Here is a 25,985-nt window from a genome sequence, read left to right as displayed (position 1 = left end):
TGAACTTCGTTTGAAGCGCGTGGGGACGATTCCACCCGCCTTCGCCAACAGTGCGACACCGGCAACCGTCGTCCGGGGCAACGCACAGCGAGGGATCCACATGCGGGGAAAGATCATTCACTACAACGCCAGCGATGGCAAAGGACTGGTTGCCGCCACCGGCCAGCAATTCGCCTTCCAGATCGGCCAGTGGCGCAGCGACAGCGCTCCGGCCGTCAACCAGACGGTCGAACTGCAGTTCGGCGAAGACGGCACCCTGCAGTCATTGGCAAAGGTCGGCGACGAAGTCCTGCTGAGAGAGAAGGCCAGCGAGCTGGCCGGCAGGCTGGGAGGCGTGGGCGGTGCCGCGCTTGGCACGCTCAAGGCCAACTCCCCCGGTGCGGCCGAGGGCCTGCAAGGCGGGATCACGCGACTGGGCAAGCCCGTGCTGGGCCTGTACGCAGTGTTCGCGGTATCGGCCCTGCTCCTGCCCTACCTGAAAATCAGGCACCCCTTTGGCGGCGAGGGCCGCTCTTTCAGCCTCGTCGGCCTGTCGGACCTGTCCCAGCAGCTCGGCACTTCGGTAGGCGGCAGCTTCCTGCCGTGGCTGGCCATCCTCGCCTGCGCGCTGCCGTTGTTCTGGCGCAGCCGCATTGCTTGGCTGGCGCTGCTGCTGCCGCTGCTGGCCACCCTCAAGCCGTTCTGGGACGTGGCCTGGGCGATCAGGAAGGTCACCCAGCAGGCCAGCCAGTTCGATGCACGGATGGGCAACGCCATCGCCGGACGATTGCTGGACACGCTGGGCACCGGCGTCGGCCTGTGGCTATGCCTGCTTACCGCCCTGGCGCTGGCGGCCTTCGGCCTCAAGCGCACCGTGCTCCCGCCCACCGATACCGCCACTCCCCAGGAATAAAAACCATGAAGCACATTCCCATCGCCCGCATGGCGGTCGCCGCCACGCTGCTGTCGGCCACTGCCTTCAACGCCGCCGCACAGCAGGACAACAGCGCGGTGCTGCAACGCCTCGCCACCCTCGAAGCGCGGGTGGCGGCACTTGAAGGCCCGTCATCCAACGGCACGCAAGGCGCCGCCGAGGCATGGCAGGACCCCGAGAAATGGAAGCGCCTGCGCAAAGGCATGACCGAGCAGGAAGTACGCGACCTGCTGGGCAAGCCAACTACCGGCAACCGCAACAACCAGGCCGCCAGCCAGACGCTGACCATCATGGCTTACGCCAATGGCCTGCAGATCGGACAGGTCAATCTCCTGAACGGCCACGTCAGCAGCTGGAACGAGCCGCTTTTCTGATCCCTTTCACCTCCAGCCAGAACACCGGAGACAAGCGATGACCAAAACCACCCTGCACCTCACCGCACTGGCAGCCGCACTGCTGCTGGCCGCCTGTGGCGGCAAGAAGAACGACGACAGCAACAACGATGCTCCGCCCGCCGGCAGCCTGCTTGAAGCCGCAAAGGAAAAGGGCGTAGAAGCCGCAAAGCAGGACGCACTGCCCAAGCCCGACGCCGACAGGCCCTTGTCCAGCTACCCCGAATTGACCAGCGGGCAGCAGGTGATGTTCCTGTATGCCGCCGCCTCGAAGCTGCCGCCGGACTTCGAGAAGATGGCCGAGGTGTACTCCCGCGAATACCGCCAAAGCAGCGACGCCTTCCGCAAGAACGACCTGCTGCAGGCGATCAAGCCGCAGATCGAGCAGGGTATCGCCCAGGCCGCAGCGCATCCCTATGCGTGGGTTGAACTGGAAGATACGCAACTGGAAAGCTACGACTTCCAGCGCAAGGGCTTTGTAGTCAAGGAGTTCGAAGGCGGCATCACCCGTTATTTCAGCGACTCCCCGCAGTACACCTATACGTGGGCCAACCGCGACCAGATGGCCTTTGCCCCGGTTGCCGACGAAGCCATCGCCCGCGAGCTGGAAGCCATGCGCACCCGGTGGGACCGGAAGCCACGCCTGAAGGTCTTCTTCTTCGCACAGTCGGCGGACTTGAACGCGCAAAAGGTAAATGCCGTCGTCACCCGCGTGCAGATCACCGACCGCTCCGGACGCGTGCTGGTCGAATACGGACCCGACACCAGCATTCCGACGAACGCCCCTGCCGCGGGGAAAGAATGTCGAGGCAACCCCGCCGATTGCATCATGCAGGGGTTCTGACGATACCCCACGGCATTCTCTGCCTTCCGCAGCATGCGCCGTGGCCAGACGCCAGGCACGGTTCTCGACGTGAATGCCTCGTTCGGCCAATACCAGGATGAAGGCCAGGGGCGCGTTCGCAAGATCAACACCCACCCGGTGGCCTTCATCAACGTCTCGCCGTCGGCAGCCGGTCCTGGCGCCGGCCAGCCTGGGCAAAACCTGCCCAGCGAGGTCGGCGGCAAAGCGCTCGATCATTTGGTAGCCGGCCTGCTCGAAGGCCGAAAAAAATCTTCAAACCCACGCCCTGAAGGCTGCCGCCATGGCGGCAGCCTTGGCACACACCGGCCAAAAAAATGAACATGGATCTTGCCTATATCTTCCTGCCCTCCATCGTGTTCGCCCTGTTCGGAGGTGGACTGCTCGCCCTCATTGCAAAACTGAAAGGCAGGTCCTGGCTGGCATGGGGCGCCATCGGTACCGTCTGCGGGTTGATCCCCATCATCGGCTTCATCGGCTGGATCATCGCCGTCATCATCGTGCTGGCCGGCTCCAGTAAACACGTCCTCCCCGCCGAGGTCGTCAACGCGTTCACCCAAGGCGCAAAGTACTCCCACATGGAGGGCCATACGGGCATCGCGCTGGTTCCGGACGAACGTGTCATCCGCCTGAAAAATGGGCCTTTCATCAAGCAATACACGTTTGCCGATGTCCGCTCCTGGAGGGTCAACTCCCAGTCGGGAGGGGGCATCATCAACACGAGTACCAACCTGGCAAGCAGCGTCGCCGCCGCTTCGGCAAACAGCCGCATCCGTCGCGAGAATCAACAGGCCAGCGGCCTGTTCGTGCAGATGCGCGACATCGACATGCCCGAGTGGCGCATCGACATGCCGAGCCAACAGCAGCAGGCGCGCTGGATGGAAATCATGCGCCAGTTGATCAACGACGATTGACCGCCGGGAAACACCGTGCATCCTGTGCCCGGTCGCGCCTCCAACTCTTCCCGGTTCTGTTCCATGACCTCCCCCATCCGCATCGTCACCGCGGTGATCCTCGACGACGCCGGCCGCGTGCTGGTGGTGCGCAAGCACGGCTCGGGCACCTTCATCCAGCCCGGCGGCAAGCGCGAACCGGGCGAGGATGCGCTGCGCACCCTGGCCCGCGAACTGCGCGAGGAACTGGGCGTGGCGCTGCGCCCCGAGGGCGCGCTCGCCCTCGGCACTTTCGAGGACGAGGCGGTCAACGAGCCAGGCCGGCGCGTGCAGGGCGAATCGTTCCTGGTGCGGGTGGACGGCACGCCGCGCGCGCAGGCCGAAATCGCCGAACTGGCCTGGATTCCGCTGCGGCCACCGCACGGCGTGAAGCTGGCACCGCTGAGCGAACGCCACGTACTGCCGATGGCAGCGCGGCAACCGCTGTAGCCCGCCCCCCCTGGCGCTGCCGGGAGGGCCGGAGCCGTTCCCGCTGCCTGTAAAAAAGCCGCGAATCCGGCGATAGTGCGCCCGACCGTCGCCCACAATGCCCCGTGTGATCCAGCCCGAACTTCCCCCACTGCGTTCCACGCGCTCGCCGGCCGCCGCCTTCGTAGACGTCACCGCCAGGCTGTCGCTGCTGATGGCCGGCCTGTCCATCGCCTGGAGCCTGTTCCAGCTGCTGCTGGTGGCGGTGCTGGGCCGGCTCGACCCGATGGGCTGGCTGCAGCAGCAGGGATTGCCGGTGCCCACGGCGATGCAATGGGCCGCACGGCATGCGCTGTCGCTCACCCTGCTGATGCTGCTGTCGTCCGTGGCCCTGCTCGTGGTGTCGTGGGCGTTTCTGCGCCACCGCGAATGGGGGCGGATCGGCTTCATCGTGTTCCTGGTCGTGGTAGCGCTGGCCAACTTCGCCATGCTGCCGCTGGTGGACGGCATGTTCGCGGCGATGCAGACCATCCTGCCGTCCGGCTTCCAGGATTCGCCCGACAGCCGGGAAGTCCTGGCGCAGATGCAGGCCAGCCGCTGGACCGCACTGATCGGCGCCGGCGCCACCGCGCTGGCCTTCGCCGGCCTGCATGGCTGGCTGGTGGTCAAGCTGTGCCGCGACGAGGTGCGCGCGCTGTTCCGCTGAGCGCCTGCGCTACAGTAGCCGCATGAACGATTTCGACCGCGTACGCGACTATCTCACCGATCTGCAGGACCGCATCTGCAGCGCCATCGAACAGGCCGACGGCCATGCCCGCTTCGTCGAAGACCGCTGGCAGCGCGCCGGCGACGGCAACCCCTCCTCCCGCGATACCGGCCCATCCCTGGGCGGTGGCGGCCGTACCCGTGTGCTGCGCGATGGCGCGGTGTTCGAGCAGGCCGGCATCGGCTTCTCCGACGTCTCCGGCACCCGCCTGCCGCCCTCCGCCTCGGCCCATCGCCCCGAACTGGCCGGCGCCTCGTGGCGCGCCTGCGGCGTATCACTGGTGTTCCACCCGCTCAATCCCTACCTGCCCACCACCCACGCCAACGTGCGCTACTTCCAGGCCGAGCGCGACGGCAAGGCGGTCGCGGCCTGGTTCGGCGGCGGTTTCGACCTGACCCCGTTCTATCCGTTCGACGAGGACGTGCGCCACTGGCACGAAACCGCGCGCGACCTGTGCGCGCCGTTCGGCGGGCAGCGCTACGACGAGCACAAGCGCTGGTGCGACGAGTATTTCTTCCTCAAGCACCGCAATGAGACCCGCGGCGTCGGCGGCCTTTTCTTCGACGACCTGCATGGCGATTTCGAGCGCGACTTCGCCTACCTGCGCGCGGTCGGCGACGGCTTCCTGGATGCCTACCTGCCCATCGTCGCGCGCCGCAAGGACACGCCGTACGGCGAGCGCGAGCGCGAGTTCCAGCTGTACCGGCGCGGCCGCTATGTCGAATTCAACCTGGTCTACGACCGCGGCACCCTGTTCGGCCTGCAGAGCGGCGGGCGCAGCGAAAGCATCCTGATGAGCCTGCCGCCGCGCGTGCGCTGGGAATACGGCTACCAGCCGGAAAGCGGCAGCGACGAGGCGCGGCTGGCCGGGTACCTGGTTCCGCGCGAGTGGCTGTGACCGCGCGTCATCCGGCGCGGTAGCGCCATCGCCCCGCCACGCGAATACGCTGCGCTGGCGACCGTCTTCCGCCCCATCCGCGTGCGGAAGGTCATGGGCGATGGCGCCGGGTCATCCGCCACAGGTTCCTGCGGCGGTCCGACCCTATGCGTCCTGCCTGCGCGGCACGATGGTGATGTGGCCGTTTATCTCGAGCAGCGCCAGCTCGACCTCCTCGATGCCGCGGCATCCCTGCTGGCGCATCGCGGCGTCGAAATCGGCGTACGTGATCAGCTCGCGGCGCAGCACCGAATCCAGCAGGCGGCCATCGCGCGCGATCAGCACGGGTTCGCCCTCGATCAGTCGCTCCATGCGCAGGTTGCGCGTGGTGAGCCAGCCCACCGCGTAGTTGATCGCGATCAGGGTCGCCGCCAGCAGCAGGCCGCCGGCGAGCGAGGTGTCCTGTCCCAGCAGTGCGTTCTGCACCGCGTTGCCCAGCAGCACGATCAGCAGCACGTCGAACGGCGTGATCTGGCCCAGAGCGCGCTTGCCGGTCAGCCGCACCATCCCCAGCACCACGACGTAGACCACCACCGCGCGCAGGATGAACTCCCACCACGGCATCGCCAGCGTGAACATGTCCGACATCGGCCTGCATTCCCGTTCCTGTCTGTCCCGCCATGATGCCTAGACCGCCGCCGGCGCGCGACAACCGCCACCTCGGCACGTGCGCGGATCTGCGGGCAGGGGGTGAAGCCTTGCACGATCCGCCCGAGCGTATTGCCTGCGCTGGCCGGCAGGCCGGAACGGACAACGCAAAAAAAAGCCCCGCCGACCAGGGGGGGGTCGACGGGGCTGGAGGAGCGGCGATTTGGGGAGGAATCCCCGCTCCGAGATCTGCTCCAGGGGATGGGAGAGATCCGCGACAGGCGTTGCACCTGTCACGGGCTATATGACCACCACGGACATTGATGGTTCGTGAAGAACAGCCATTTATTTCGGGATGATTAAGGAGGGATTCATCCGGAAAAGAAGGCACGCATGATTGGCCACGCAATGCATTACGCAACGTTCCAGCAATGGCGCCACAAGCGTTAAATAATTGGAAATCCGCGTGGTTCGATGCAGACGAATGGCATGCATCGTGAAATTCACTGGGCCTCATTCGCTATGCGAATACCCCGGCACCAAGGAGCGCATGATCCTCCGGGAATTACTCCTGGACGGAGCATGCGCGGGCGAAATGGAGTGTACCTGGTCCTGCGCCACGCATGCCGTTCGGCCACGGCCATGTCCGCCGCGCCGCCACGCGCCATCGAGGTGAATTGCCGTCAGTGCGCCTCGTCCCAGTTGTCACCCACCCCCGTATCCACCACCAGCGGCACCCGCAGTTCCGCCGCGGCGGTCATGCGCGACTCCACTTCCCGGCGCAGCGTGTCGATGAAGTCCGCATCGGCCTCGAACACCAGTTCGTCGTGCACCTGCAGGATCATCTGCGCCTGCCCGCGATGGCCGGCAAGCCAGTCGTCCACGCTGACCATCGCGCGCTTGATGATGTCGGCGGCGGTGCCCTGCATCGGCGCGTTGATCGCCGCACGTTCGGCGCCTGCGCGCAGGCCCTGGTTGCGGGCGTGGATGTCGTTCAGGTACAGGCGACGGCCGAACAGGGTCTCCACGTAGCCCTGTTCGCGCGCCTGCACGCGCATGCGCTCCATGAAATCGCGCACCGCCGGGTAGCGGCTGAAGTACAGCGCCACGTAGTCCTGCGCCTGGCCGCGGTCGATGCCCAGGTTCTTGGCCAGGCCGAAGGCGCTCATGCCGTACATCAGGCCGAAGTTGATCGCCTTGGCGGCGCGGCGCTCGTTCGCGGTGACCTCTTCCAGCGTGCGGCCGAACACCTCGGCGGCGGTGGCGCGGTGTACGTCCACGCCCTGTTCGAAGGCGCGGATCAGGCCCGGGTCCTCGGACAGGTGGGCCATGATGCGCAGCTCGATCTGCGAGTAGTCGCAGGCCATCAGCCGGCGCCCCGGCGGTGCGATGAAGGCCTTGCGGATGCGGCGGCCGTCGTCGGTGCGGATCGGGATGTTCTGCAGGTTCGGATCGGACGAGGACAGGCGCCCGGTGGCGGCACCGGCCTGGTGGTAGCTGGTGTGCACGCGGCCGGTATCGGGATTGACCATCTCCGGCAGCTTGTCGGTATAGGTGCTGCGCAGCTTGGCCAGGCCGCGGTACTCCAGGATCACGCGCGGCAGTTCGTGCTGCTCGGCGATGGCTTCCAGCGCTTCCTCGTTGGTGCTGGGCTGGCCCTTGGGGGTCTTCACCAGCGCCGGCAGGCCCAGTTCGTCGAACAGCACCGCCTGCAGCTGCTTGGGCGAATCCAGATTGAAGCTGCGCCCGGCCAGTTCGGTGGCCTTGCGCTGCGCGGCGAGCATGCGCGAGGACAGGTCCGCGCTCTGCCGTCGCAGTTCGGCGCTGTCGATGCACACGCCGTTGGCCTCGATCCGCGCCAGCACCGGCACCAGCGGCATCTCGATCTGCCGATACACCTTTTCCAGCGCCGGTTCGGCCGCCAGCTGCGGCGCCAGCACGCGATGCAGGCGCAGGGTGATGTCGGCGTCCTCGGCGGCATAGTGGCCGGCCTCGTCGATACCCACCTGCGAGAACGAAATCTGCTTGGCGCCCTTGCCGGCGACTTCCTCGAACTTGGTGGTGGTGTAGCCGAGATAGCGGTGCGCCAGCGAATCCATGTCATGGCGGGTGGCGGTGGAGTTGAGCACGAAGCTCTCCAGCATGGTGTCGTCGGCGTAGCCGCGCACCTCCACGCCATGGCGCCGCAGCACGTGGATGTCGTACTTGCCATGCTGGCCGAGCTTGCGCTTGCCGGCGTCTTCCAGCAGTGGGCGCAGCGCGTCCAACACCTGTGCCGTCGGCAACTGCACCGGCGCGCCGGGGTAATCGTGGCCGACCGGGATGTAAGCGCCCCTGCCCGGCTCGACCGCAAGGCTCACGCCGACCAGCCGCGCGCGCATCGCGTCCAGCGCATCGGTCTCGGTATCGAAGGCGAACTCGGTAGCGGCCTGCAGCCGTTCGATCCAGGCCTGCAGCTGTTCATCGGTGAACACCGTCTCGTACTGGCCTTTGTCCGCCATCGCCGGATCCGTCTCAACGGCCGGCACCCCCTCGCTGGAGCGGGCGAAACCGGCGGCGGTACCGCGCAGGCTGACCTTGGCCTCGTCGGCCGCGGCGGGCGCCGCCACGCCGCCCAGCTCACGCAGCGCCTGGGTGAAACCATAACGGCCGTACAGTTCGCGCAGGCTGTCCACGTGCTGGTCGCGCAGGCGCAGGTCGCGCGGGCCCTGCTCCAGTTCCACATCGGTGCGGATGGTGACCAGGTCGCGGTTGAGCGGCAGCCGCGGCAGCGCGGCGCGCAGGTTCTCGCCGATCTTGCCCTTCATCGCCGGCGCGGCGGCGATCACGCCGTCCAGCGTGCCGTATTCGGCCAGCCACTTGGCCGCGGTCTTGGGGCCGCACTTCTCCACGCCCGGCACGTTGTCCACGGTGTCGCCCATCAGCGCCAGGTAATCGACGATCTGGTCGGCGCGCACGCCGAACTTGTCCATCACCGCCGCGTCGGAATCGGTACGGCTGCCGGTCATGGTGTTGACCAGCTCCACGCCCGGACGCACCAGCTGGGCGAAATCCTTGTCGCCGGTGGAGATCGTCACCTCCAGCCCGTCGGCGGCCGCGGCCAGTGCCAGCGTGCCGATCACGTCGTCGGCCTCCACCCCCGGCACGCGCAGGATGTCGATGCCCAGCGCGTGCACGATGTCGCACATCGGCTGCACCTGCGCGCGCAGGTCGTCGGGCATCGGCGGGCGGTTGGCCTTGTACTCGGCGTACAGGTCGTCGCGGAAGGTCTTGCCCGGCGCGTCGACCACGAAGGCCACGTAGTCGGGCTTCTCCTTCAGCGTGGCGCGCAGCATGTTGACCACGCCGAACAGCGCGCCGGTGGGCTCGCCGGCGGCGTTGGACAGCGGCGGCAACGCGTGGAACGCGCGGTACAGGTAACTGGACCCGTCGATCAGGACTAATCTGCTCATGCGTCGATTCTACGCGCCGGACCGCTGGACGACGCGCGCCAACTCCGGCGCAGGCATAATCCGGAAAGATACCGACGCGAGGAGCCGCCACGATGAAACACCTGTTGCTGATTCCCCTGCTTGCCTTGGCCGGCTGCGCCAGTACGGGCCGGAACGCCGACGCGCCGCCGGTGGACGTGAGCGGCGCCGAAGTCACCCGCCGCACCATGGACAACGGCGATACCGTCGAGGAGTACCGCGTCGGCACCCAGCTGCGCATGGTCAAGGTCACCCCGGCGCGCGGCGCGCCGTTCTATCTCTACGACCGCAACGGCGATGGCCGCATGGACAACGACAAGGACGGCGTTTCGCCGGTCTACTGGAAGCTGTACAGCTGGTGATCCGCATCGGATGCGCGGCACGGCGCGCGACCGATGGGGCATCGCCAGGAAAGCCCCGCCGGGCGTTGCCCGGCGCTACGGAACCGCGGCGATCCAATCTGTAGAGCGGGGCAACGCCCCGCTGGGGCTTCGCCGGGAAAGCCCCGCCGGGCGTTGCCCGGCGCTACAGAACCGCGGCGGCCCACCCTGTAGAGCGGGGCAACGCCCCGCTGGGGCTTCGCCGGGAAAGCCCCGCCGGGCGCTGCCCGGCGCTACGGAACCGCGGCGAGCCACCCTGTAGAGCGGGGCAACGCCCCGCTGGGGCTTCGCCGGCCACGCTTCCACTGGGCACGCGCCCTGCAATCGCCTAAGAAAAGCCCCCTTCGGCAACGATGGCGATGAAGGGGGGTACGCTGAAAACGGAAGACGCCGGCCGTCACCGGGACGCCGCGTGACGGCATCCCGGGCCGGTCAGGCAGAGGGGCGCGCGTCAGCGGATCACCAGCACCGGCACCGTGCTGCGCGCGAGCACTTCGGCGGTCTGGCTGCCCAGCAGGACGCGGGTGACGCCGCGGCGGCCATGCGAGGTCATCACCAGCAGGTCGCTGCCGCAGGTGTCGGCGGTCTCGATGATGCCGTCGGCGGCATAGCGGTCGAGCACGTGATGGCCCTGCACGCCGGCCACGCCGGCCGCACGCGCCGCGTCCAGCGACGGCTGCAGGATCTTCTGCGCGGCCGCTTCGCGGTCCTGCTTGTACTCGGGGCTGGCTTCATAGCCGGCGCTCCAGCCCATGGCGTCGTACATGCCCACGGCCCAGGGCTCGGAGACGGTGACGATGTCGACCGCCGCACCGAGCTGGGCAGCCAGCTCCAGGCCCTTCTGCAGGCCCTTGCCGGCAAGTTCGGAACCATCGGTCGCGATCAGGATGCGCTTGTACATGGCGGTTCTCCTTGGGAAGGGTGGGAGGCCACCATTGCACACCCGATGTTGTCGCCGCGCATTGAGTTCGATCAAACGGCCGGCGCTGCCGCCGGCCCGGGGCAGCCCGGACGCGCTACAGCACGGTCAGGTTGGCATACGCCATCACCAGCCACTTGCTGCCGGCATCGGCGAACTCGACCTGCACGCGCGCATGCGCGCCACTGCCTTCGTAGTCGGTGACCATGCCTTCGCCGAACTTGGGATGGGTCACCAGCGCGCCGAGCTTGACCGGCGGCGCCTCGATGGCCGCGTGCCCCATCACCCGGCTGGTGCCGAGCGAGGCCGGGCGCGAGACCTGCACCTTGGGCCGCACTTCGTGCAGCAGCTCGCGCGGGATCTCGCGCAGGAAGCGCGACGGCAGGCTGTAGTTGTCCTGGCCATGGATGCGACGCGACTCGGCATAGCCCAGCACCAGCTTCTGGCGGGCGCGGGTGATGCCGACATAGGCCAGGCGGCGCTCCTCCTCCAGCCGCCCGCTTTCCTCCAGCGAACGCGCGCCGGGGAACAGCCCTTCCTCCAGCCCGGCCAGGAACACCAGCGGGAACTCCAGGCCCTTGGCCGAATGCAGCGTCATCAGCTGCACGCCGTCCTCGCCGGCCTGGGCCTGGCCTTCGCCGGTCTCCAGCGATGCGTAGGACAGGAACGCGACCAGCTCGCTCATGTCGGCGGCGCCCTCTTCGTCGATGTCGCGCTGGACGAAGCGCGAGGCCACCGACACCAGTTCGTCGAGGTTGTCGCTGCGCGATTCCGAATCAAGCGCGTTGCGGCTTTCCTTGCTCCAGTGATCGCGCAGCGCCGAACGCACCAGCACGTGGTCGATGCGCTCGGCCAGGGTCATCTGCGCGGTTTCGCCACCGATCTGCTGGACCAGGTTGATGAAACCGGCCAGCGCGTTCTTCGCGCGCGAGGTGAGGTCGTTGCCCTGGGTGGCGAGCATCGAGGCCTCCCACAGCGACACCGCCTGCGCGCGGGCGATGCGCCGCACCTCGTCCAGCGTCCGCTCGCCGATGCCGCGCGTCGGCGTGTTCACCGCGCGCTCGAACGCCGCATCGTCGTTGCGGTTGGTCAGCAGCCGCAGGTAGGCCAGCGCATCCTTGATCTCGGCGCGCTCGAAGAAGCGCATGCCGCCGTACACGCGGTACGGCACCTGTTCGGACAACAGCGCTTCTTCGAAGGCGCGCGACTGCGCGTTGCTGCGGTAGAGCACGGCGACATCGCCATAGCTGCCGCCATCGCGCACCCACTGCCGCGCGCGCTCGACCAGGTAGCGCGCCTCGTCCATCTCGTTGTAGGCCGCGTACAGGTCGATCGGCTCGCCGTCGCCGCTGTCGGTCCACAGCTGCTTGCCGATGCGGTCCGGGTTGTGCGCGATGACGGCGTTGGCGGCATTGAGGATGTTGGCGCTGGAGCGGTAGTTCTGCTCCAGGCGGATGGTCTGCGCGCCCGGGAAATCCTTGAGGAAGCGCTGCACGTTCTCGACCTTGGCGCCGCGCCAGCCGTAGATGGCCTGGTCGTCGTCGCCGACCACGAACACGTTGCCCGAGTCGCCGGCCAGCACGCGCACGAAGGCGTACTGGATGGCATTGGTGTCCTGGAATTCGTCGACCAGGATCTCGCGGAATCGCGTGCGGTAATGCGCGAGCAGGGCCGGGTTGTCGCGCAGCAACTCGTGCGCGCGCAGCAGCAGTTCGGCGAAATCCACCAGCCCGGCGCGGTCGCAGCGCGCCTGGTACTCGATGTAGGCCTGGCGCATGGTTTCCAGCCAGGCGTCGTGCGGCTCGGGCTGTATGTGCTGCGGGCGCCGGCCCTCGTCCTTCTGCGCGTTGATCCACCAGGCGATCTGCTTGGGCTGGAACTTGCCGTCGTCCAGCTCCAGCGCCTGCACCACGCGCTTGACCAGCCGCAGCTGGTCGTCCGAATCCATTACCTGGAATGCCTCGGGCAGCCTGGCATCGGCCCAGTGCAGGCGCAGCAGGCGATGCGCCAGGCCGTGGAAGGTGCCGATCCACATGCCGCGCGCGCCATTGCGCAGCTGCAGGTCGATGCGGTGGCGCATCTCGCCGGCGGCCTTGTTGGTGAAGGTCACCGCGAAGATGCCGTGGGTCGGCACGCCATGCACTTCGTTGAGCCAGGCGATGCGGTGGGTCAGCACGCGGGTCTTGCCGGAACCGGCGCCGGCAAGGATCAGGTAGTGGCCGGGAGCAGCGGAAACGGCCTCGCGCTGGGCCGGGTTCAGCCCGTCGAGCAGGTGGGAAACATCCATGCGGTCATTTTAGCCGACTGCAGGAGCGGCCAGGCATGGCGGAGCGGCCCGGTCGCGACCGCCATACTGCTACGCGACCACGCCGAGCAGGCTCCGCGCCGCCTGCTGCGCCTGCCCGCGCAGCTCCGGTACCGCCAGGCTTTCCCACAGGCGGCCGATGCGCAGGCTGCCGACGACCTGCACGCGCGGTTCGGCGATGCCGTCGGCGTCGAGCAGGCAGCCGTCGGCGGCGCTGTCGATGCCGATGCCGTGCGGGCCGGGGCGGGCGGCGCCGCTGCCCAGCATCTGCTGCAGCAGCGGGTTGCGCATGGCCTGCGCGCGCATCTCCACGCCGGTGGCGTTGATGACGCAGTGCGCGTCGATCTGGAACGGCTGCCGGCCCGGATCGAGCGCGCCCAGGTGCACGCAGGCGCCCTCGGCGATCGCGGTTTCCAGGCGGCCGCGATGCAGGTGCAGGCGGCCCTGCCGGCGCAGCTCCGTCAGCTGGGCATGCACCGGCGCGGCGATGCGGTGCCGGTGCACGTCCCAGTAACGCACCACGTGGCGCAGGAAGCGGCGCTGGTCGTCGAAGGACAGCGACTGCCACAGCGCCTGGCCCAGCGGCCGGATGCGTTCCATCACGTTCTGCCACGGAATGCCGCGCGGCGCGGCCTCGGCGGCATGGCGGCGCAGCGCGCGCACGCGCTGGCGCAGGTTCATCGCCAGCAGCGGTTCCGGATCGTAGTCGGCCGCCGGCCCCTTGGCGTGCGGCAGCGGCAGCAGCGCATGGCGCGAAAGCACGTGCACCTGCCCGCGATGCCCGGTGGCGGTCAGCGATACCACGCTGTCGGCCATGCTCAGGCCGGAACCGACGATGGCCACGTCCGCGGTCGCGGCGATGTCCTGCACCGCGTCGAAATCCCAGGCCTCGATGCGCTTGCCTGGCGGCACGGCGCCGGCGCCGCGCGCGGGCAGCGGCCGCAGCGCATTGCCAGTGCACAGCGCCACCGATGCGGCCAGCAGCGGCTGCCCCGAGTCCAGTTGCAGCACGATGCCGTCAGCCTGCTTTTCCAGGGAGACGACGCGCGCGGCGCGCACGTCCAGCTGTGCCGGGCTGGCCTCCACCGCCTCCTGCAGGCGCTGCCGCAGGTAAGCCGCGTAGTGGCGGCGCGGGACGAAAGCCTGCGCCAGCGCGTCGCGCTCGACGCCTGGGAAGGCGTCCTGCGCGACCAGATAGTCGAGGAAATCGTCGGGCCGGTCGGGGAAGCCGCTCATCTTGCCGGCGGGCACGTTGAGCAGGTGTTCGGGATGGCGCGTGGCATAGGCCACGCCGCGCCCGAGCGGCAGCTGCGGTTCGACGATCGCCAGGCGCAGCGCGCCGCTGGCGCCGCGCAGCACGCCGATCGCGGTGAGCACGCCGGCGGCACCGCCGCCGATGATCGCGATGTCGCAGGCCTGCGTCTGGTCGGAAACTGTCATGTGCCGATTGTAGGCGATGCCGCCAGCGAAGCCTGATGCCGCCGCCGCATGTGCTGATGGAACACGCTGATGGCGCGTTCCATACCCCTGAAACACGGAACCCGCCTTGCGGCGGGTCCAGTGTGGAACGGCTGTCGAAGCAATCCGTGCGGATTACTTGATCTTGCCTTCCTTGTACAGAACGTGCTTGCGGACCACCGGGTCGTACTTCAGGAATTCCATCTTCCCGGGGGTGTTCTTCTTGTTCTTGTCCGTGGTGTAGAAGTGGCCGGTACCGGCCGAGGAAATCATACGGACCTTATCGCGCTTGCCTGCCATGATGTTTTACTCCTCAGACCTTTTCGCCGCGGGCACGCAGCTCAGCCAGAACGGAATCGATGCCGTTCTTGTCGATGGTGCGCAGTGCATGCGCGGAAACACGAAGCTTGACCCAGCGGTTCTCGCTGGCGACCCAGAAACGGCGCTCGTGCAGGTTCGGCTGGAAGCGACGGCGGGTCTTGTTGTTGGCATGCGAGACGTTGTTACCCGTCTGCACCTTCTTGCCGGAAACTTGGCAAACTCGGGACATTGCGCACCTCGGTAATGTCGGTTGTATCTCCCTTGGCCAGGAAGATGGCGGCCCCGGCGGTTGTCCGCCACACGTCACGGGAGTCAGGGGTACGCTGCAGGGCGGCCGGGCGACGTGCTGCCGGCCGCCGGCCCGGGATTCCGGGCACAGCGAGCCGCGCATTATGCGTGCTGCATGCCGCGATGGCAAGTTGTCCACAGACACCCACCCCGGAGGCCCGATGCGACTGCTGGCACTGACCTACGGCACCGAAGGCGACACCCGGCCCCTGGCCGCGCTGTGCCATGGCCTGATCGGCGCCGGCCATCCAGCCACCCTGCTGGCCGACGGCGGCACCCTGGACAGCGCGCGGGCGCTCGGCGTGCCGCACGCGGCGCTGGAGGGCGACATCCGCCAGGAGATCGGCGCCCTGGTCGCCGGCGGCAGCGGCGTGGCCGCCGCCACCCGCGGGCTGGCCGGCCTGGCCCGGCGGCATATCGCCGGCTGGACGCAGCAGGCCGATGCCGCCGCGCGGGAGTGCGATGCGATCCTGACCGGGGGCCTGGCCGCCTTCGTCGGCATGAGCGTGGCCGAGCGCCACGGCCTGCCGCTGATCGGCACCGGCATGATCCCGCTGACGCCGACCCGCGCCTTCCCCTCGCCGTTCCTGCCGCCGGGGCGGATCGCCGACTGGCTCGGCCGCGCCAGCCATGGACTGGTCAACGGCCTGATCTGGCGCCAGTTCCGCGGCCCGCTCAACCGCGCCCGGCAGCAGGTGCTGGGCCTGCCGCCGCGCCGCTCGCTGTGGACCAGCCAGCCGATGCTGTACGGCATTTCGCCCAGCCTGCTGCCGCGTCCGGACGATTGGCCGGCCGACCACCGCATCTGCGGCCAGTGGCGCCTGCCGGAAACGGAGTGGGTGCCGCCCGCCGATCTGCAGGCCTTCCTCGATGCCGGCCCGCCGCCGGTCTACCTCGGGTTCGGCAGCATGGCCGGATTCGACCGCGAAAAGGTACTGCCGGCCCTGCTGGCCGCGCTGGCACCGCGCCGCGTCCTGCTGTTTCCCGGCTGGGCCGGGTTGCCCGACACGCCGCTGCCGGACAATGTCTTCGTGACCGGACCGGCGCCGCATGAGGCGCTGTTGCCGCTCTGCGCGCTGGCGATCCACCACGGCGGCAGCGGCACTTCGCATTCGGCCTGCCGGGCCGGCGTGCCCTCGCTGGTGATGCCGTTCGCCGGCGACCAGTTCTTCTGGGCCGACCGCCTGCGGCGGCTCGGCGTGGCACCGCCCGCGCTGTCGCCGAAACGGCTGGACGGCCCGACGCTGGCCAAGGCCATCGCCTTCGCCGAGCAGGCGCAGACCCGCGCCAATGCCGCTACCCTCGGGCAGGCGATGGCCGCCGAGGACGGCGTGGCGACCGCGGTGGCGGCGATCGAAGCGCTGGCGCGGCGCTGACGCCGGCCTGGGATCCGGCGCAGGGCGAGCCGCAACACCGGGCGTCGGCCCCGGCCGGCCGTGCCGGGGCCGGATCAATCGCCCAGCAGCCGCCCGGAAATCTCCAGCGCCCGCGCCGCGTCCAAAGGCGCGGAGTTGCCGGCCTGGTTGACCAGCATGACCTCGGCATCGGGCAGGTGCAGCCAGAAGGTCACCGATACCGCGCCGGCGTCATGCTCCGTGCGGATCGCCGCGGCCCCGCCGCGGCGCTCGAACGCCGGCGCCGGGACCGGCGTGATGCCGCTGCCCGCGGGCGAACCGTCATCCACCGGCACCGGCCCGATGCCGGGGGCCACACGCGCCTGCACGCTGAACGAGCGCCCCGTCGATATATCCCACCAGGCGCACTGGAGGTCGTCATCGGCGGGCTGCGGATCGCCCGGCACCGGCTCCATGCCGCCGATCAGCCCGCCCAGCGTGGCGGCCAGGGCGTCGCAGCTGGTGATTGCCAGGCGCGACACCGTCGCCGGGGACGCCGCCGGCGTGGGAGCGCCTCCACCAGGGGGCGCATCGGCATCGGCGTCAGTGCCGGGCGAGCAGGCGGCCAGCAGCAACAGGACCGGCAATGAGGTGGGGAATAGGCGCACGACGTTCTCCATGGGACAGGTCTGGAACCAGCCTGCATGCTGCGTCATTCCCGTGACCGTTATCCGAGCGCTTCATTCAGATACCGGCCACGATTGGATTCGTGTTCCCGCTTCCCACGCCGGCGCGACCGTCGAACGGCGGCCACGCCGGCGGGAAAAGCCGGGCCCGCCTGCGCGGGCCCGGCGGCGTCACGCCTCGCGGCGATGCAGCCAGCGGTACAGCACCGGCAACACCAGCAGGGTCAGCAGGGTGGAGGACACGATGCCGCCGATCACCACGGTGGCCAGCGGGCGCTGCACCTCCGAGCCGGCGCCGACGTTGAAGGCCATCGGCACGAAGCCCAGCGAGGCCACCAGCGCGGTCATCAGCACCGGCCGCAGGCGGCCCAGCGCGCCCTCGCGCACGGCCTCCAGCAACGGGCGTCCCTGCCCGCGCAGGCTGCGCACGAAGCTGATCATCACCAGCCCGTTGAGCACCGCCACCCCGGACAGCGCGATGAAGCCCACGCCCGCGGAAATCGACAGCGGGATGCCGCGCAGCGCCAGCGCCAGCACGCCGCCGGTCAACGCCAGCGGCACGCCGCTGAACACGATGGCCGCGTCCCTGCCCGAGCCGAACGCCCAGAACAGCATCGCGAAGATCAGCGCCAGCGTCGCCGGCACCACCACCGCCAGGCGCTGGCTGGCCGAGATCAGCTGCTCGAAGCTGCCGCCGTAGTCGATCCAGTAGCCGGGCGGCAGTCGCACGCCGGCGTCGATCACCTGCTGCAGCTCGCCCACGAAACCGCCCAGGTCGCGGTCGCGCACATTGGCGGTGACCACGATGCGGCGCTTGCCGTTGTCGCGGTTGATCTGGTTCGGGCCTTCGCTGGTGTCGATGCGCGCCAGTTCGCGCAGCGGCACCGTGCGCGGGTTACCGGTGAACGCGCCGGCGGCGCCGGTGCGGCTCAGCTCGTCGGCATTGCCGCTGGCCAACGCGGTTTCCAGCGACACCGGCAGGTCCGCCAGCGCCGCCGGATCCTGCCGCAGTTCCTCGGGCAGGCGCACCACGATGTCGAAGCGGCGGTCGCCCTCGAACAGCTGTCCCGCCACCTGCCCGCCCACCGCGGTGGCGACGGTGGACTGCACCTGGCCCGGGTTGAGGCCGTAGCCGGCGAGTTTCTGCCGGTCCGGAGTGACGGTGAGCAGCGGCAGGCCGCTGGTCTGCTCCAGCCGCACGTCCGCGGCGCCGGGTACGCCGGCGGCCACCTTCTCGATGCGCCGGCCCACCTCCATCAGCGTGTCCAGGTCGTCGCCGTACAGCATCACCGCCACGTCGGCGCGCACGCCGGAGATCAGCTCGTTCATGCGCATCTGGATGGGCTGGGTGAACTCGTAGTTGTTGCCCGGCAGTTCCTCCACCGCCTCCTCCAGCTCGGCCAGCAGGCGCGCGCGCGGCTTGCGCGGGTCCGGCCATTGCCCGCGCGGCTTCATCATGATGAAGGTGTCGGCCACCGACGGCGGCATCGGGTCGGAGGCCACTTCCGGCGTGCCGATCTTGGAGAACACCTTGGCCACTTCGGGGAACTGCAGCAGGCGCTGCTCGATCTGCTGCTGCATCTGCACCGATTGGGTCAGGCTGGTGCCGGGAATGCGCATGGCGTGCATCGCCACGTCGCCCTCGTCGAGGTTGGGCACGAACTCGCTGCCCAGCCGGGTCGCCAGCAGGCCGCAGCCGACCGCCAGTACCAGCGCGCCGGCCACCATCCAGCGGCCGCGGCGCAGGGCGAAGTCCAGCAGCGGCTGGTAGCGCCGGCGCAGCCAGCCCATCAGCCGGTTCTCCTTCTCCTGCACGCGGCCGCCGAGGAACAGCGCGATCGCCGCCGGGACGAAGGTCAGGCACAGCAGCATCGCGCCGCTCAGCGCCAGCACCACGGTGATCGCCATGGGGTGGAACATTTTCCCTTCCACACCGGTGAGCGCGAAGATCGGCAGGTACACGGCCGTGATGATGCCCAGGCCGAACAGGCTCGGGCGGATCACCTCGGCGGTGGCGGCCGCGGTTTCGGCGAAGCGTTCGGCACGCGTCATCGCCCGGCCCAGCGCATGCGTGCGTTCGCCGAAACGGCGCAGGCAGTTCTCGATGATGATCACCGCGCCATCCACGATCAGGCCGAAGTCCAGCGCGCCCAGGCTCATCAGGTTGGCCGACACGCCGCCGCGCGCCATGCCGGTGAGCGTGAACAGCATCGCCAGCGGAATCACCGCGGCGGTGATCAGCGCCGCGCGGAGGTTGCCCAGCAGCAGGAACAGCACCACGATCACCAGCAGCGCGCCTTCCAGCAGGTTCTTCGCAACGGTCTGGATGGTGCGGTCCACCAGCGCGGTGCGGTCGTAGCTGGCGGTGACGGTGACGCCTTCAGGCAGGCTGCGCTGCGCCTGTTCCAGCCTTGCCGCCGCGGCCTGCGCCACGTCGCGGCTGTTGGCGCCGACCAGCATCACCACCGTACCCATCACCACTTCGTGGCCGTTCTGGGTGGCCGCGCCGCTGCGCAGCTCGGGGCCATCGGCGACCGTCGCCACGTCGTGCACATGGATCGGCACGCCTTCGCGGCGGTCGAGCACGATGTTGCCGATCTGCTCCAGGTCGGCGACCTGGCCGGGCACGCGCACCAGGAACTGCTGGCCGTTGCGCTCGATGTAGCCGGCGCCCACGTTCTGGTTGTTGGCCTGCACCGCGGCGGCGACGTCCTCCAGGGTGAAGCCCAGCGCGCGCAGCCGCGCCGGATCCGGGGTGATGTGCACCTGGCGCTGGAAACCGCCGATGGTGTTGACCTCGGTGACGCCGGGCACGTTGCGCAGCTGCGGGCGGATCACCCAGTCCTGCAGGGTGCGCAGGTCGGTGGCGGTGTAGGCGCTGCCATCGGCCTTGCGCGCCTTCGGGTCGGCGTCGATGGTGTACATGAAGATCTCACCCAGGCCGGTGGCGATCGGCCCGAGCTGCGGATCCAGGCCGTCCGGGATCTGCGAGCGCGCCTGCTGCAGGCGTTCGGCCACCTGCTGGCGGGCGAAGTAGATGTCCGTGCCATCCTCGAACACCACGGTCACCTGCGACAGCCCATAGCGCGACAGCGAACGCACCTTCTCCATCTTCGGCAGCCCGGCCAGCACCGTCTCCACCGGGAAGGTGATGCGCTGTTCGGTCTCCAGCGGCGAGAAGCCCGGTGCGGCGGTGTTGATCTGCACCTGCACGTTGGTGATGTCGGGAGTGGCGTCGATCGGCAGCCGGGTGAAGCTCCAGGCGCCGAGCAGCACCAGTGCGCCGCTGAGCAGCAGCATCAGCCAGCGATGGGCGATGGCCGCGCCGACGATGCGTTCGAGCAGGCCGGCGCGTGGCGTGAGGTCAGTGCTCATGGCCTGCCCCCGCCTTGCCGATGTCGGCCTTCACCGTATAGCTCTGCTCGACGACCACCTCCTCGCCGGCCTGCAGGCCGGCACTGACCGCCACCTGCCGCGCGTCGCGCGCGCCGAGCGCGACCGGCCGCGCCTGGTAGGTTTCGCCCTCGCGCACGAACACCACGTCGCGGCCGTCCATGCTCTGCAGCGCGGTCAGCGGCACCACGATGTCGGCCGGCGTGCTGGCCACGACGATGCGCGCACGCACCGCCGCGCCCGGCCGCCACAGGCCGTCGGCGTTGTCCACCGTGGCGCGCGCCACGGTGCTCTGGCTGGCGGTGGCGGTGCCCGGCAGCACGCGCTCGAGCGTGGTGGCCTGGCTGACGCCATCGGTCATGCGGGTGACGGTGACCGGCACGCCGGCGGTGATGTGCTGGGTATCGGCGCCGAAAATGTGCAGGTCTACCCACAGCTGCGAGAGATCGCCGATCTCGAACAGCAGCTGGCCTTCGCCGGCGACGCCGCCCACCTGGGCCTGGCGCGACAGCACCACCCCGGAAATCGGCGCGCTGATGCCGTAGGTGGTCAGGCTCAGGTTGCTGTCGATGCTGGCCAGCGGCTGGCCGGCGCGCACGCGGTCGCCGACGTTCGCCCGCAGCGCGCGGATCGGGCCGGGGAAACGCGCGGTGACCTGCGCCATGCGCCCGTCGATGGGCGCCAGCAGGCCCTGCACGTCGTGCTCGTCGGCGATCGTGCCCGGACCCGCGACGGCGCTGACGATGCCGGCGGCCTTCGCGCGCGCGGCCGGGATGGTGGTCTGTTCGGGTGCGCCGTCTTCGTCGGCGTGGTCGTCGCCATCGGCATGGCCGGGGCTGTCCTGGGCGGCGTCCTTGGCGGCAGTGTCGGGATTGCCGCCGCAGGCGGCAAGCGCGGCCAGCAACACGGCCAGCGCAGCTGGCCGGAACAGCGGGGAAAGCGGCAGGGAGGCCTTCATGGCGTGTTTCCTTCGGAAGCGGTGGCGACCAGGGGTTGCCCGGTCAGGCGCTGGATTTCGATCAGGGCGGTCTGCGCGGCGAGCGCGGCATCGAGCTGGCGTTGCCGCGCCTCGATGCGCATGGCCTGCAGCTGCGCCCACTCCAGGTAGCTGATGGCGCCTGCGCGCCAGGCGGTTTCGGCGGCCTTCTCGGCGCGCTGCAGCTGCGGCAGCACGTCGCTGTCCATGCGCGCCACTTCCAGCCGCGCGGTGCCGTAGCGGCCATGGGCCTCGGCCAGCGTCGCGTACAGCTGCAGCGCGCGCGATTCGCGCTCCACCGCGCTCATTGCAAGTTCGGACTGGGCGGCGCGGATTTCCGGTGCTGCGCGACGGGCGCTGCCCAGCGGCAGGCTGAAGCCGCCGACCAGCGCGGTGTCGCTGCTGGCGCGGTTGTTGCGCACGCCCAGCTGCCAGGACAGGTCGCTGCGCAGCTGGCTACGCGCCAGCTGCAGCTGCGCCTCGCGTACGCGCGCTTCGCCGGCGACCACCGCCAGTTCCGGCGTGTCGGACAACAGTGCCGCCAGCTGCTGGAAATCCTGCAGCGCCGGCAGCCGCAGCGGGTCGCCGCTGATCTCGGCGAAATCGGCTTCGCGCGCGTTCCACAAGGCGGCCAGCGCCATCCGTGCGGCGCGTTCGGCTTCATCGGCACGGTCGCGGTCCAGTTCGGCCTGGGCCAGCGCGGCCTGCGCGGTCATCAGCGTGGACGCCGGCGAAGCGCCGGCCTGCAACCGCAGGCGCGCGGCGGCGACCGCACGGCGGCGCTGCTCGATGTCGTCCAGCGCGATCCGGCGCTGGCCGCGCGCGGCGGTGATGGCCAGGTAGCGACGCGCCACTTCGGCCATCAGGTCCAGGCGGGTGATCTCGCGCTGCGGGGCCAGCGCATCGATGTTGGCCTGCGCCAGCGTGCGGCGCGCGTCCAGCTTGCCGCCGCGCTCGAGCACGCCGGCCAGCGAGACGGCGACCTCGGCGGCATCGAAGCCACGGCTGTCGCCGCTGCCCAGTGCGTTCTCGATGTCCACGCCGAACACCAGCGGCGGCTTGAAGCCGGCGCCGTCACGGCGGGCCAGGGCTGCGGCGCGCTGCAGTTCGGGCAGGCGCAGGTCGGGATGGGTGCGGGCGACGCGGCTGACCGCCTCGTCCAGGGTCAAGGGTGCAGGCGGCGACGGCACCTGCGCGATGGCGCACGGTGCGATCGCCAGGGCCGCGAGCGCGGCCAGGCGTTTCCACATGGGGAATCTCCGGTTTTCGGCAAGGGATCGGGACGTCCGCGCGGCGGACGGCGGATCAGGCCGGAATCGGAGGACGCAGCAGGCTTTCCGTAGGCGCCGGGCGCCAGCGGGTGTCGTGCGGGGTGGCGCCGGTGGCGGCAGGCGGCATCGCCACGTCCCAGGCCACCGCGGCGAACGGCAGCACGCCGCCGTGGCCGTGGCAGTGGCCGCAATGCACCAGCGCATGCAGCAGGCGGGCGCTGCCGTCGGCCTCGTCGTGGCCGGTATCGGCTTCCAGCACCGGATCGTGCACGGCGACAGGATGATCGGCGTGGCTCATCGCGTGCAGCTCGCCCAGCGCCGAGGCCAGTGCGCCGCCGGCGGTGCCGAGCGCGACCACCGCCAGCACCAGCAGGCGGAGCAGCAGCGACGGCGGACGGCGGCGCAGGAACGCGATCATGCGCGGCAGGGTAGCCGCGGCCACGCGCGTTACACAATCGCAGGGCGCCATCGCCGCCAGGCGCTCGAGCCTGACCGGCGCGTCCGCGCTACCCTTCCGGCACAAGTGCGCGGAGCACTCTGGACGGATTCGATCCTCATTGCCGACAACACGACCACGGGGCGCCTCATGCAGGCACGCATCGATGAAGAGCTGCGGAAATTCCAGGGCACCTGGGTACAGATCAGGTGCGAAGCCGATGGCGTCGAGAATCCCCCGGATGAATTCGGCGACCGGCCGCTTACCACCTTCTCCGGAAACACCTATGTCGTGACGCTCCCGGATGGAAAGGTCGTCCTGGAAGGCCATTTCACCATTGACCCGTCCCGGGAACCCAGCGCCGTCGATTGGACCGACACGTGCGGAACCGACAGGAACAGGACGTTCCCCGCGATCTATGCCTTCAACGGCGACCAGCTGATGTTCGTCGCCGCGGACGAAGGAAGGGAGCGCCCGAAGGTTTTCCGGAGCGGCCGCGGAGAAACACTGCGGGTCCATCGCCGGATATCACCGGCCGATGCCGCCCGGTGACAGGATGCGGCTTTACCGCCGGCCAACCGCACGACCCTGGAAAACCCGCACCACAAGGCTGGGTGCGGGCGGCTGCAAACCCGGATCGTCGGGCGGTCAGGCCTTCTTGCGTTCCTCGATGTAGGCCTTGATCTGGCTTTCCAGCACAGGCAGCGGCACCGAGCCCTGCTTGAGCACGGCGTCGTGGAAGGACTTCACGTCGAACCTGTCGCCCAGCTCCTTCTCGGCCTGCGCGCGCAGCTTGACGATGGTGATCTCGCCCAGCTTGTAGCTCAGCGCCTGCGCCGGCCAGGAGATGTAGCGGTCGACCTCGGTGGTCACCTCATGCTCGCTCAACGCGGTGTGGTCGCGCAGGTAGGCGATGGCGCGCTCGCGGCTCCAGCCGTAGTGGTGCACGCCGGTGTCGATGACCAGGCGGCAGGCACGCCACATCTCGTAGGTCAGGCGCCCGAAATCCTCGTACGGGGTTTCGTAGATGCCCATCTCGATGCCGAGCTTCTCGCTGTACAGGCCCCAGCCCTCGCCATAGGCGGAGATATAGGCGCCGCGGCGGAAGTCCGGCTGCTCGCCCTGCTCGGCGGCGAGCGCGCCCTGCAGCGCATGGCCCGGGTCGGATTCATGCAGGGTCAGCGCCGGCAGGTTGTACAGCGGGCGCGCCGGCAGGTTGTAGGTGTTGACCCAGTAGGTGCCCATGCCGCCGCGGCCGGCGGTCCAGAACGGCGCGATGTCCGGCGGCACCGGCACGATGGTGAAGCGCGCGCGCGGCAGGGTCATGAACTTGCCGATCACCCCGTCCACGCGCTTGGAGATCCATGCCGCGCGCCACAGCAGCTCCTCCGGCGTCTTCGCGTAGAACTGCGGATCGGTGCGCAGGAATTCGAGGAAATCGGCGAAACGCGTCTGCTCGCTCTTTCCCTTGAAGTCCAGCTTTTCGATGATCGCGTTCATTTCCTGCTGGATGCGGTTGACCTCGCTCAGGCCCAGCGCGTGGATCTGCTGCGGGCTCATGTCCAGCGTGGTGTATTCGCGGATCTGCTGGCGGTAGAACGCCTTGCCGCCGGGCATCTTCTCCGCGGCCAGGGTGGTGCGCGCCTGCGGCACGTACTCCTGGCGGAAGAACGCCAGCAGCTTGCCGAAGGCGGGGATCACGCTGCCGCCGATCGCCTGCTGCGCCTCCTCGCGCAGCTTCTGCTGCTCGTCGGCGGGAATGCCGGCCGGCAGCTTCCTGAAGGGCGCGTACAGCGGCGACTGCGCCGGATCCTTGAGCTCGGCCACGGTCGAGATCGACACGTCGCGGCCTTCCAGCACCGCGCGCGGCACGCTGAAACCGCGCTCCAGGCCAGCGCGCATGTTGGCCGTCTGCTGGTCGAAGTAGCGCGGCACGTCGTTCAGGCGCGCGATGTAGTTGCGGTAGTCCTGCGCGGTCTTCATCTCGCGCCGGGCCATGAAGCCCAGGTTCGACCAGAACGAGGAATCCGAATTGAACGGCATCTCGTAGGCGCGCAGGCGCACCTCGTCGGCCAGGTTCTCGACCTGGTACTTGTAGATGGCGTAGTTGACCTGGTTCTCGGCCGAGAGCGTGGCCGGGTCGACGGTCTTGAGCTGCTCCAGTACGTCGTCCCAGACCTTGAGCCGCGCCTGCTGCGCCTCCGCGCCGACGTCCGGCAGGCGGGTGGCGTTGGCCGGGCCGTCCTCGTCCTCGCTGGCCTCGCCGCCACCGGTCTGGCGCCAGGCCCATTCCTTCTCGTAGATCGCCTTGAACCGCGCATCGGCGCTCTGCGCGGCCAGCGTGGCGGGCGCGGACGCCTTCGAGGGCGCGGCGTGGACGACGGCGCCCGGCAGGGCCAGGGCGAGCAGCAGGGCGAGGGACAGGGTGGTTTTCACGTACGGCGGACTCTTCGGGAAGCAGGGTCCGATCATGTCACCGGCGACCCGCCCGTGCATGGTTCGAAAGTCCTGCCCACGGAACCGCCGCCGCAGACCGCAAGCCGCGGCGCCGCCCGGGAAGCGCAGGGACGCCGGAACCGGGCCCTGCCCGGACCGCTCAGTGCCCGGCCTTGTCCCGTTTCCAGCCGCGGTGGCGGATGTCCAGGTACAGGCTGTACAGCGCGGTGAAGGTCGGGAACAGGTTGCCGAGGATGCCCACCGCGTCGTTCTTGCCGAACACGAAGTAGCTCAGCGTCATCAGGCTGCCGAAGATGCTCATGTACCAGAACAGGCGCGGGATCACCGGCTTGCCCTGGCGCTTGCTGGCGATGAACTGCACCAGCCAACGGCCGCCGAACATCAGGGTGCCGGTCAGGCCGATCAGCTTCCACGGCGACATGTGCACGCCGGTCCACTCCAGCCAGGCCAGCGGCTGGTTCATGAAATCCAT

25 protein-coding genes are annotated in these 25,985 nt (G+C 69.2%); 11 read left to right on the top strand and 14 right to left on the bottom strand.

Annotated elements, in window-relative coordinates; genetic code table 11:
- Positions 1–100 precede the first annotated feature (100 nt).
- The 8 genes from ABB22_RS01215 (at position 101) to hemF (ending at position 5,192) form a co-directional block, all read left to right on the top strand.
- Positions 101–892, top strand: a complete 792-nt coding sequence (locus tag ABB22_RS01215) for a hypothetical protein (RefSeq protein WP_055767160.1) — start codon at positions 101–103, stop codon at positions 890–892.
- A 5-nt stretch (positions 893–897) separates the two neighbouring features.
- Positions 898–1,287 carry an outer membrane protein assembly factor BamE domain-containing protein gene (locus ABB22_RS01210; RefSeq protein WP_057505012.1) on the top strand — a complete coding sequence of 130 codons (390 nt, stop codon included), beginning with the start codon at positions 898–900 and terminating at the stop codon, positions 1,285–1,287.
- 37 nt (positions 1,288–1,324) lie between these two features.
- Complete coding sequence (locus tag ABB22_RS01205; protein ID WP_055767166.1) at positions 1,325–2,149, top strand: hypothetical protein; 825 nt, start codon at positions 1,325–1,327, stop codon at positions 2,147–2,149.
- A gap of 69 nt (positions 2,150–2,218) precedes the next feature.
- Complete coding sequence (locus tag ABB22_RS18010; RefSeq protein ID WP_152983981.1) at positions 2,219–2,488, top strand: hypothetical protein; 270 nt, start codon at positions 2,219–2,221, stop codon at positions 2,486–2,488.
- Positions 2,485–3,081: a DUF4755 domain-containing protein gene (locus ABB22_RS01200; RefSeq protein WP_055767169.1), complete on the top strand. Its 597-nt coding sequence runs from the start codon at positions 2,485–2,487 to the stop codon at positions 3,079–3,081. Before ABB22_RS18010 ends, ABB22_RS01200 begins: the two co-directional genes overlap by 4 nt.
- A 63-nt stretch (positions 3,082–3,144) precedes the next feature.
- The gene (locus tag ABB22_RS01195) at positions 3,145–3,549 is read left to right on the top strand and encodes an NUDIX hydrolase (RefSeq protein ID WP_055767171.1); all 405 of its coding nucleotides are present in this window, start codon (positions 3,145–3,147) and stop codon (positions 3,547–3,549) included.
- Positions 3,550–3,646: 97 nt separating this feature from the next.
- Positions 3,647–4,234 carry a hypothetical protein gene (locus ABB22_RS01190; protein WP_082592133.1) on the top strand — a complete coding sequence of 196 codons (588 nt, stop codon included), beginning with the start codon at positions 3,647–3,649 and terminating at the stop codon, positions 4,232–4,234.
- Between the two features lie 22 nt (positions 4,235–4,256).
- A complete protein-coding gene (gene hemF, locus ABB22_RS01185; protein WP_055767174.1) occupies positions 4,257–5,192 on the top strand; it encodes an oxygen-dependent coproporphyrinogen oxidase in 936 nt (311 codons plus the stop codon).
- A 144-nt stretch (positions 5,193–5,336) separates the two neighbouring features.
- On the opposite strand, the gene ABB22_RS01180 is transcribed toward hemF, so the two are convergent.
- Positions 5,337–5,819, bottom strand: coding sequence for a DUF421 domain-containing protein (locus ABB22_RS01180; RefSeq protein ID WP_055767176.1), 483 nt, complete (start codon positions 5,817–5,819; stop codon positions 5,337–5,339).
- A 683-nt stretch (positions 5,820–6,502) separates the two neighbouring features.
- Positions 6,503–9,271, bottom strand: coding sequence for a DNA polymerase I (polA, locus tag ABB22_RS01175; RefSeq protein WP_055767178.1), 2,769 nt, complete (start codon positions 9,269–9,271; stop codon positions 6,503–6,505).
- A gap of 92 nt (positions 9,272–9,363) precedes the next feature.
- Between polA and ABB22_RS01170 the strand changes: the two genes are divergently transcribed.
- Positions 9,364–9,651, top strand: a complete 288-nt coding sequence (locus tag ABB22_RS01170; protein WP_055767181.1) for a DUF2782 domain-containing protein — start codon at positions 9,364–9,366, stop codon at positions 9,649–9,651.
- 469 nt (positions 9,652–10,120) lie between these two features.
- Here ABB22_RS01170 and ABB22_RS01165 read toward each other — a convergent pair whose 3' ends face one another.
- The 5 genes from ABB22_RS01165 to rpmB all read right to left on the bottom strand — a co-directional run bounded on the left by ABB22_RS01165 (position 10,121) and on the right by rpmB (position 14,901).
- A complete protein-coding gene (locus ABB22_RS01165) occupies positions 10,121–10,570 on the bottom strand; it encodes a universal stress protein (RefSeq protein WP_055767184.1) in 450 nt (149 codons plus the stop codon).
- 115 nt (positions 10,571–10,685) lie between these two features.
- The gene (gene uvrD, locus ABB22_RS01160) at positions 10,686–12,875 is read right to left on the bottom strand and encodes a DNA helicase II (protein WP_055767187.1); all 2,190 of its coding nucleotides are present in this window, start codon (positions 12,873–12,875) and stop codon (positions 10,686–10,688) included.
- Between the two features lie 69 nt (positions 12,876–12,944).
- Complete coding sequence (locus ABB22_RS01155; protein ID WP_055767189.1) at positions 12,945–14,333, bottom strand: FAD/NAD(P)-binding protein; 1,389 nt, start codon at positions 14,331–14,333, stop codon at positions 12,945–12,947.
- A gap of 153 nt (positions 14,334–14,486) precedes the next feature.
- Positions 14,487–14,654 (bottom strand): 50S ribosomal protein L33, encoded by a 168-nt coding sequence (gene rpmG / locus ABB22_RS01150; RefSeq protein WP_169411268.1) that lies wholly within the window; start codon positions 14,652–14,654, stop codon positions 14,487–14,489.
- 10 nt (positions 14,655–14,664) lie between these two features.
- A complete protein-coding gene (gene rpmB / locus ABB22_RS01145) occupies positions 14,665–14,901 on the bottom strand; it encodes a 50S ribosomal protein L28 (RefSeq protein ID WP_054668347.1) in 237 nt (78 codons plus the stop codon).
- 220 nt (positions 14,902–15,121) lie between these two features.
- On the opposite strand from rpmB, the gene ABB22_RS01140 reads away from it, so the two are divergent.
- A complete protein-coding gene (locus ABB22_RS01140) occupies positions 15,122–16,336 on the top strand; it encodes a glycosyltransferase (protein WP_055767192.1) in 1,215 nt (404 codons plus the stop codon).
- Positions 16,337–16,410: 74 nt separating this feature from the next.
- Here ABB22_RS01140 and ABB22_RS01135 read toward each other — a convergent pair whose 3' ends face one another.
- From ABB22_RS01135 to ABB22_RS18355, 5 genes are all read right to left on the bottom strand, one after another.
- Complete coding sequence (locus tag ABB22_RS01135; protein ID WP_152983980.1) at positions 16,411–17,010, bottom strand: hypothetical protein; 600 nt, start codon at positions 17,008–17,010, stop codon at positions 16,411–16,413.
- 141 nt (positions 17,011–17,151) lie between these two features.
- Positions 17,152–20,355, bottom strand: a complete 3,204-nt coding sequence (locus tag ABB22_RS01130; protein ID WP_055767197.1) for an efflux RND transporter permease subunit — start codon at positions 20,353–20,355, stop codon at positions 17,152–17,154.
- Positions 20,345–21,331, bottom strand: coding sequence for an efflux RND transporter periplasmic adaptor subunit (locus ABB22_RS01125; protein WP_055767200.1), 987 nt, complete (start codon positions 21,329–21,331; stop codon positions 20,345–20,347). The genes ABB22_RS01130 and ABB22_RS01125 overlap by 11 nt, the downstream gene beginning before the upstream one ends.
- Positions 21,328–22,599, bottom strand: coding sequence for a TolC family protein (locus tag ABB22_RS01120; protein WP_057505011.1), 1,272 nt, complete (start codon positions 22,597–22,599; stop codon positions 21,328–21,330). The genes ABB22_RS01125 and ABB22_RS01120 overlap by 4 nt, the downstream gene beginning before the upstream one ends.
- Positions 22,600–22,654: 55 nt before the next feature.
- Complete coding sequence (locus ABB22_RS18355) at positions 22,655–23,062, bottom strand: hypothetical protein (RefSeq protein ID WP_161809334.1); 408 nt, start codon at positions 23,060–23,062, stop codon at positions 22,655–22,657.
- Positions 23,063–23,206: 144 nt separating this feature from the next.
- On the opposite strand from ABB22_RS18355, the gene ABB22_RS18350 reads away from it, so the two are divergent.
- A complete protein-coding gene (locus tag ABB22_RS18350; RefSeq protein WP_057505010.1) occupies positions 23,207–23,608 on the top strand; it encodes a TIGR03067 domain-containing protein in 402 nt (133 codons plus the stop codon).
- Positions 23,609–23,704: 96 nt separating this feature from the next.
- Here the strand turns inward: ABB22_RS18350 and ABB22_RS01105 are convergent, their stop codons facing one another.
- Both ABB22_RS01105 and ABB22_RS01100 read right to left on the bottom strand, forming a co-directional pair.
- Entirely contained in the window at positions 23,705–25,492 is a 1,788-nt protein-coding gene (locus tag ABB22_RS01105) for a DUF885 domain-containing protein (RefSeq protein ID WP_057505022.1), read from the bottom strand.
- A 160-nt stretch (positions 25,493–25,652) separates the two neighbouring features.
- Positions 25,653–25,985 (bottom strand): lipid-A-disaccharide synthase N-terminal domain-containing protein, encoded by a 333-nt coding sequence (locus ABB22_RS01100; protein ID WP_055767245.1) that lies wholly within the window; start codon positions 25,983–25,985, stop codon positions 25,653–25,655.

The organism is Stenotrophomonas nitritireducens, from assembly GCF_001431425.1.
GTDB classification, from domain to species: domain Bacteria; phylum Pseudomonadota; class Gammaproteobacteria; order Xanthomonadales; family Xanthomonadaceae; genus Stenotrophomonas; species Stenotrophomonas nitritireducens.
This window is presented reverse-complemented; position numbering and strand designations above follow the sequence as displayed.

Coding starts and splice junctions, on each gene's coding strand:
- ABB22_RS01130 (WP_055767197.1), bottom strand. CDS start 20,355: ATGAGCACTGACCTCACGCCACGCGCCGGCCTGCTCGAACGCATCGTC.
- uvrD (WP_055767187.1), bottom strand. CDS start 12,875: ATGGATGTTTCCCACCTGCTCGACGGGCTGAACCCGGCCCAGCGCGAG.
- ABB22_RS01120 (WP_057505011.1), bottom strand. CDS start 22,599: ATGTGGAAACGCCTGGCCGCGCTCGCGGCCCTGGCGATCGCACCGTGC.
- ABB22_RS01170 (WP_055767181.1), top strand. CDS start 9,364: ATGAAACACCTGTTGCTGATTCCCCTGCTTGCCTTGGCCGGCTGCGCC.
- ABB22_RS01125 (WP_055767200.1), bottom strand. CDS start 21,331: ATGAAGGCCTCCCTGCCGCTTTCCCCGCTGTTCCGGCCAGCTGCGCTG.
- ABB22_RS01205 (WP_055767166.1), top strand. CDS start 1,325: ATGACCAAAACCACCCTGCACCTCACCGCACTGGCAGCCGCACTGCTG.
- ABB22_RS01140 (WP_055767192.1), top strand. CDS start 15,122: ATGCGACTGCTGGCACTGACCTACGGCACCGAAGGCGACACCCGGCCC.
- ABB22_RS01100 (WP_055767245.1), bottom strand. CDS start 25,985: ATGGATTTCATGAACCAGCCGCTGGCCTGGCTGGAGTGGACCGGCGTG.
- ABB22_RS01200 (WP_055767169.1), top strand. CDS start 2,485: ATGAACATGGATCTTGCCTATATCTTCCTGCCCTCCATCGTGTTCGCC.
- ABB22_RS01190 (WP_082592133.1), top strand. CDS start 3,647: ATGCCCCGTGTGATCCAGCCCGAACTTCCCCCACTGCGTTCCACGCGC.
- rpmB (WP_054668347.1), bottom strand. CDS start 14,901: ATGTCCCGAGTTTGCCAAGTTTCCGGCAAGAAGGTGCAGACGGGTAAC.
- ABB22_RS01180 (WP_055767176.1), bottom strand. CDS start 5,819: ATGTCGGACATGTTCACGCTGGCGATGCCGTGGTGGGAGTTCATCCTG.
- polA (WP_055767178.1), bottom strand. CDS start 9,271: ATGAGCAGATTAGTCCTGATCGACGGGTCCAGTTACCTGTACCGCGCG.
- ABB22_RS01195 (WP_055767171.1), top strand. CDS start 3,145: ATGACCTCCCCCATCCGCATCGTCACCGCGGTGATCCTCGACGACGCC.
- ABB22_RS01165 (WP_055767184.1), bottom strand. CDS start 10,570: ATGTACAAGCGCATCCTGATCGCGACCGATGGTTCCGAACTTGCCGGC.
- ABB22_RS01210 (WP_057505012.1), top strand. CDS start 898: ATGAAGCACATTCCCATCGCCCGCATGGCGGTCGCCGCCACGCTGCTG.
- hemF (WP_055767174.1), top strand. CDS start 4,257: ATGAACGATTTCGACCGCGTACGCGACTATCTCACCGATCTGCAGGAC.
- ABB22_RS01215 (WP_055767160.1), top strand. CDS start 101: ATGCGGGGAAAGATCATTCACTACAACGCCAGCGATGGCAAAGGACTG.
- ABB22_RS18350 (WP_057505010.1), top strand. CDS start 23,207: ATGCAGGCACGCATCGATGAAGAGCTGCGGAAATTCCAGGGCACCTGG.
- ABB22_RS01155 (WP_055767189.1), bottom strand. CDS start 14,333: ATGACAGTTTCCGACCAGACGCAGGCCTGCGACATCGCGATCATCGGC.
- ABB22_RS01135 (WP_152983980.1), bottom strand. CDS start 17,010: ATGACGCAGCATGCAGGCTGGTTCCAGACCTGTCCCATGGAGAACGTC.